This window comes from Mesorhizobium sp. M1E.F.Ca.ET.041.01.1.1 (assembly GCF_003997355.1).
GTDB lineage: Bacteria > Pseudomonadota > Alphaproteobacteria > Rhizobiales > Rhizobiaceae > Mesorhizobium.
In genome coordinates, this window is sequence record NZ_RZSL01000372.1 from 1 (window position 1) to 6,159 (window position 6,159).

Consider the following 6,159-nt stretch of genomic DNA (forward strand, 5'->3'; position numbering starts at 1 on the left):
CCATGATGCCGTCCATGACCCTCATCAAGATCTTGTCTGATGCCTGCCCGGCTCCTGCGACAAGACCCAAGATTGTTCCGGCTGTTGTCGCCAGAACCGCAGTGGCCAGTCCAATCGCGAGCGAGACCCGCCCGCCATAGAGCACACGCGTGAAAATGTCCCGGCCGAACATGTCGGTGCCCAACAAATGGGCGCCACTGGGAGAATTGAGTCTCAACTCCGGACTTATCGCCAACGGATTAAGATTGGCTATCCTAGGACCTAGATACGACACTAGCACAACCAAAAGCATGAAAATCACGGCGACACGCACCGACGCCGGCAGGCGCGCCATATGCGGCCACAACAGGGAAAATGTCATACGGCCTAACTCCTCAAGTATATTTAATTCTCGGGTCCATTAAGGGGTACGACAGGTCCACCAGCAGATTTACCATGACATACACACACGCACTTATCAGTAGGACCCCCTGAATGACCGGAACATCCCTGTGCTGGATGGCTTCCACGAGGAGGCTGCCCACCCCGGGGATTGCGAAGACGGCCTCTGTTATGACCACACCACCAAGCATACCGGCGAAAGACATTCCAACTACGGTGACCAGAGGTACGGCGATCAGCTTCAGGCAGTGCCGAACGAGGATCGTGAACTCGTCGAGCCCTTTCGCTCGCGCGACACGGATAAAGTCCTGATTCAGCACTTCGATCGCGCTAGCTCTCGTGATTCGAGTGATGAGTGCCGTTTGCGCAAATCCCAACATGGTTGCGGGGAGAAGCACATGCCGCAAAACTTCCGTCACACCGCTGTCGAATCCTGGGAACCCGGAGACCGGCATTGACCCAAAGTACACACCGAACGTGAATATCAGCACATACCCGATCAGAAAGGGAGGTATCGCTGTCCCGGCGACCCCGAAGAGCGATACTAAGCGATCAGCGATGCCCCCCCTCTTTTGTGCTGCCAACAATCCCAACGGCAGCGAGATGGTAATTTGAACCACAGTTGCTGCGGTCGCGAGAATAATCGTCGGTTCTACTCGCGACAGAATGAGATTGAATACTGGCTGTCTAGAAAAAAGCGAGTTTCCCAGGTTTCCCCGGATGATATTCGCCAACCAATGAAGATACTGGACAAGCAGCGGATCATCGAGATGAAGGCTCTCCCGAATAGCGGCGATCTGGGCGGGCGTGGCGTAGTCGCCCGCCAGCACAGCCGCCGCATCTCCAGGGCTCAGATACGTCAGACCGAAAACTATGGCGGTCACGACCCCCACCACCGGAATGACGGAAAGCACTCTGGTAATGAGATACCTGATCATATTTACCTCACGAACCGTAGACGCGATGCGCTACTGGCCCTTCCGCCGGATGTTCCAGAAATAGGCATAAGGTGCCTCGGGATTGAACCCCTCGAGGTCGGCGCCATAAACAGTCGGGATGCCGTACTCTCCCGTCATGACAAAGGGAAAATAGGCTGATGCGCGGGCTTGGAGTTCAAAAGTAATTTTCTTTTTCTCGTTCTCGTCGACTGCGCTGGCGAAGGCAGCTCTCAGATTCTCGAGCTTTTCATCGCAAGGCCAACCAAACCAAGCCTTGTCGCAGTTCGCAGCCAGCATCAGATGGGTGATCGGGGAACTGGCAGGTCCCACCTCCATGTAGGTAGGGAACAGGTTCCACCCGCCTTCCGAAGCAGGCGCCTTAGACGTGCGGCGCGACGTCACGGTAGCCCAATCCATTGCTTGAAGGTCTACTTGGACGCCAATCTTTCTCAATTGTTGCGCCAAGTACAGTGATCTCGCGTGGGCCTCCGCCCAATCGGTTAGATCGAAAATCACAATCGGCTTTCCATCGTAACCGGCTTCTTTGAAGAGCTCCTTAGCCTTGTCAAAGTCCGCGGCACCCCGGTGGCCGGCATAGGCGGACTCGTCGCCATACTTCCCCTCGCAAGTAAGATAAGCATAGCAAGGATGCCAGAATTGCGGGTCACCCACAGAAATCTGCATGACCTCCTTTTGGTCGATCAGGTAGGTGAGAGCCTCAGTCGCCTTGATGTTGTTGAACGGTGGCACCTCGTGATTCACCACGAAGAGGCTCTGGACGAAATATCCTTTCGAGACCACGAGCTTCGGATCTTTTCGCAGCGCCAAGGCGTTATCGATCGCAGGAGTTAGCCAGATATCTTGTTTCCCGGTCAGCATCGCCGCCATCGCGGTATTTGGGTCAGGTATGTAGGAAACTTCAATCTTGTCAAAAGTTGCCTCTTTCTTACCCCAATAGAAGCTTGGCGGGTCGTTCCGCGGAGTGTAGAAGGAGTTCTTGGTGTAAACGGGCGTTTGCCCTGGCTTCCAGGTCGAGTAATCAAACTTATACGGACCAGAACCGGTTGTATCGGTGAGTTGTTCCGTGGGTGGCAGGGAGGCGACCCGCTTGGGCATTATGAAAGGGACGTTACCCTCAGTACTGGCAAGCGCCGAGGGAACGTCGAACGGCTCGCTAAGTTCAATCCGAAACGTCAGATCGTCGACCTTCACCATGTCCTTGGTCCGTGATCCAAGGAGTCCACCGACCACATCCCGAGACTCCCAGCGCTTCAATGACTGGATCACGTCGTCAGTGGTGATTGGAGCTCCGTCGGAGAATTTCAGGTCCTTGCGGAGTGTGATTGTGTAAGTCTTCTTGTCCGAGCTTACATCGACTTTATCGGCCATTTGGGGATGAGGTGTGCCGCTGCTGTCGAATTCGAACAGTTTATCGTAAATGAGATATCCATGGATCTGCGTATCTCCCGATGTTGTCACAATGGGATCAACGATTTTCAGGGCGCTTCCCTCTATTATGCGCAGCGTGTCCGCCTCCGCTGCACCGACGGATAAAACGCCGACAACAGCAGTTGTTAGTAACCGACGCACGGCAGTTGTTCTGGACGTCCATGTCATGAGCTTGACCTTCATTTTCGTTCCCTCTAGTTGTTTAAAGACCAATAGGCTTTAGGCCCGCTTGGTTCTCCTGCTCCCATTCCTCGCCCCAAATCATGACTGCGTGGCCAGGCGAGACTTCACGATACTGGCGCACAGGTGGGACGTAGTCTGCAGGCCGGACCGGACTCTTGATTTCGTCATTTGAGACCGGGCGTTTCTGCAGGCGCCGTGCCGGATCGGCGATCGGCACTGCCGCGAGCAGCCGTTTGGTGTACGGATGCTGCGGATTCTGAAAAATCGCCTCGCGCGGGCCAATCTCGACGATCTCGCCGAGATACATCACAGCCACGCGGTGGCTAACGCGCTCGACCACCGCCATGTCGTGCGAAATGAAGAGATAGGCAAGGCCCATCCGGGCCTGAAGATCCAGCATAAGGTTGACGACCTGCGCCTTCACAGAAACATCCAGCGCCGAGACGGCTTCGTCCGCCATGATGAGGCGCGGCTCGAGCGCAAGCGCACGCGCGATACAGATGCGCTGGCGCTGGCCGCCCGAGAATTCATGCGGAAAACGGTTGATCATGTCAGGCGAAAGACCCACTCGCTGCAGGAGATCGGCGACCTTATCGCGGGCTTCCGAACGGCTGGCGAGATTATTGATCAGCAGCGGTTCCATGATGGCCGTGCCGACATCCATTCGCGGATTGAGCGAGGCGAACGGATCCTGGAAAATCATCTGCATGCGATTACGCTGCTTGCGCAACTCGGATTGGCCAAGTTTGACAAGGTCAACGCCGTCGAGCAAAATCGAGCCCGAGAGGGGGTCAGTCAACCGCATCACCGTTCGGCCTGTCGTCGATTTACCACAGCCTGACTCGCCGACCAGTGCCAGGGTTTCGCCGCTCTTGACGCTGAAGGATACATTCTCGACCGCGTAGACCCGGCCTTTAACCGAAGAAAACATACCCGACCGAATTTCGAAGCGCTTCGTCAAGCCCGCAACTTCCAGCACCGGGCGCTCCGCCTCCTTGACAGTGTCCGGTACCTCGGCCGGCACGTCGGATTGGCCAGTCGTACGATCGACGATCGGGAAACGCATTGGGCGCCTGCGCCCCTTCATCGAGCCGAGCTTTGGAACGGCTGAAAGCAGCGATTGCGTGTAGGGATGTTCGGGGCGTTTGAAGATGTCATCGGTCGGCGCAGTCTCGACCACCTGGCCATTATACATGACCACCGTGCGGTCGGCGATCTCGGCGACGACGCCCATGTCGTGCGTGATGAAGAGGACGGACATGCCCTCCTCTTCCTGCAGCTCCTTGATCAGCTCCAGGATTTGCGCCTGGATCGTCACGTCGAGCGCCGTCGTCGGCTCGTCGGCAATCAGCAGCTTTGGCTTGCCGGCCAACGCCATCGCGATCATGACGCGTTGGCGCATGCCCCCCGAGAAGTGGTGTGGATATTCGTGGAAGCGCGACTTCGCCGCCGGGATCCGTACCTTCTCCAACAGCTTAATCGTTTCCAACTCAGCCTCGGATCGCGACAGGCTGCGGTGCAGAATCAGCGATTCGGCGATTTGGAACCCGATTGTGAGTACCGGGTTCAGCGAGGTCATCGGCTCCTGAAAAATCATGGCAATGTCGTTGCCGCGGATACGACGCATTTCTGCTTGCGAGAGCGTGAGCAGCTCCTGCCCCTCAAGCTTGATCGACCCTTCCACCTTGGTCGAAGCTGGCGAGTTGAGCCGCATGATCGAGAGCGCCGTCACGCTCTTTCCCGAGCCGGATTCGCCCACGACGGCGACTGTCTCTCTTGCGCCGATCCCGAACGATATGCCGGCCACGACGGGCGCCCAGCGCCCTCCGACACGGAAGGAGGTCACCAACTGCGAAACCGAAAGGACCGGCTGGGCCATCCCGTGTTCTCGCACTCTTGACACAGGCTTATACAAATCTACCTGGTCCACGAGACCACCCCAAGACCTACGACCGATTTTCGCTGAAGACCGGACGAGGTTCTGGCCCAGAAATCTTCCGCTTTGTTGAGCACCTTCAACAAATCCATTTTGTCGAACCGCACGGATAGGTCCGTGCCCGCCGCGCAGTTCGCTTTCTCGACTCCCTCAAGCTTCCATTCGTGTGAAACAGGACAACACGTCTCATCACGACCAGTCCGTTGTGCCGTCGGTTGCCAGGCCATCGAAATCCTTCCTGTGGCCACGTTGAAGCGGCTATCCTGCTGTATCTTGCGCAATACCTGGCGCGTTATTCGTTCGCGTTACAGGATCCGGTAAACGTTTCTTGCGTTTTCCCGAAACAGCAACGCGTTGTGGTCCTCGGATATCCGAGCCTTGAAGGCATAGCGGGGATCGTCGAAGTCCCAGTGGGGATAGTCGCTTGCGTACATCAGCTTGTCCCAGCCGATTTGATCAAACAGGTAGTTGAGCGCGTCGGGATTGTCCGGTTCTTCCATCGGTTGTGTTGAGAAGTAGAAATGCTTGCGAAGATAGTGGGAAGGCGAGTGTTTCAGGGTCGGCACCTCCGAGCCCATCCGCCGCCACAACATGTCCAGCCGGTGTCCAAGTCCGATCGACCAGGTACAGAGGCACTCGACGATGACCGCCTTGAGAGATGGCAACTGGTCGAACACGCCCTCAAGAATGAGACTCATGATTTGCGACTGTGCAGCGAAGGTGAGATCCAAATGGTCCTCACAGTAGTAGGACGGCCAGCCGCTGGCGGTCCGTGCGCCAGCTCGGCCTCCGATGTGCATGCCGATAGGAAAACCATGATGAGCCGCGGCTTCCAGGATGGGCCTGTAGCGCCGGTGCCCCAGTGGCTCGGTTGTCCCTGCGAATATCTCCACCTGGACAAATCGCGCGTCCAGAGCCCGTTTTTCGATTTCTGCGACCGCGGCAACGGCATCGTCCGGAACGACCACAACGGAGGCCCTCAGCCGGTCCTCCGGCTCAACGAACTCGGCGATCTGCCAATCGTTGATCGCCGTGGACAACGCGTTGCTGAGATCGAGATTGCGCCCGCCATTGGGCAGCCCTACCATGGGTTGGAGCACACCGAAGACGACATTGTTGGGGTCGAGGTGCTGCTTCCTCATGAGCGCCAGGTCCGAACCGGGCAGCCCGCCATCCGGCCAGGCATCACGACGGCACGACATTGGATTGGATCCGTCATAGTTGTAGCCGCTGGTAAACGACTCGAATCCCAACTCGCCATACTGATCGAGA

General features: G+C 57.0%; 4 protein-coding genes and 1 pseudogene. All 5 read right to left on the bottom strand.

The features are described from left to right. Positions 1-361, bottom strand: a pseudogene (locus EOA38_RS24935) (ABC transporter permease); the annotation flags it as partial. A 13-nt stretch (positions 362-374) separates the two neighbouring features. After that, complete coding sequence (locus EOA38_RS24940) at positions 375-1,319, bottom strand: ABC transporter permease (RefSeq protein WP_127300473.1); 945 nt, start codon at positions 1,317-1,319, stop codon at positions 375-377. 30 nt (positions 1,320-1,349) lie between these two features. Next, on the bottom strand, positions 1,350-2,951 hold the full coding sequence (locus tag EOA38_RS24945; RefSeq protein WP_245480910.1) for an ABC transporter substrate-binding protein: 1,602 nt from the start codon (positions 2,949-2,951) through the stop codon (positions 1,350-1,352). A 19-nt stretch (positions 2,952-2,970) separates the two neighbouring features. Continuing rightward, the gene (locus EOA38_RS24950) at positions 2,971-4,830 is read right to left on the bottom strand and encodes an ABC transporter ATP-binding protein (RefSeq protein ID WP_127300474.1); all 1,860 of its coding nucleotides are present in this window, start codon (positions 4,828-4,830) and stop codon (positions 2,971-2,973) included. A 362-nt stretch (positions 4,831-5,192) separates the two neighbouring features. Further along, positions 5,193-6,159, bottom strand: a 967-nt coding sequence (locus EOA38_RS24955; RefSeq protein WP_145966057.1) for an amidohydrolase family protein, incomplete at its 5' end; no start/stop codon positions are given.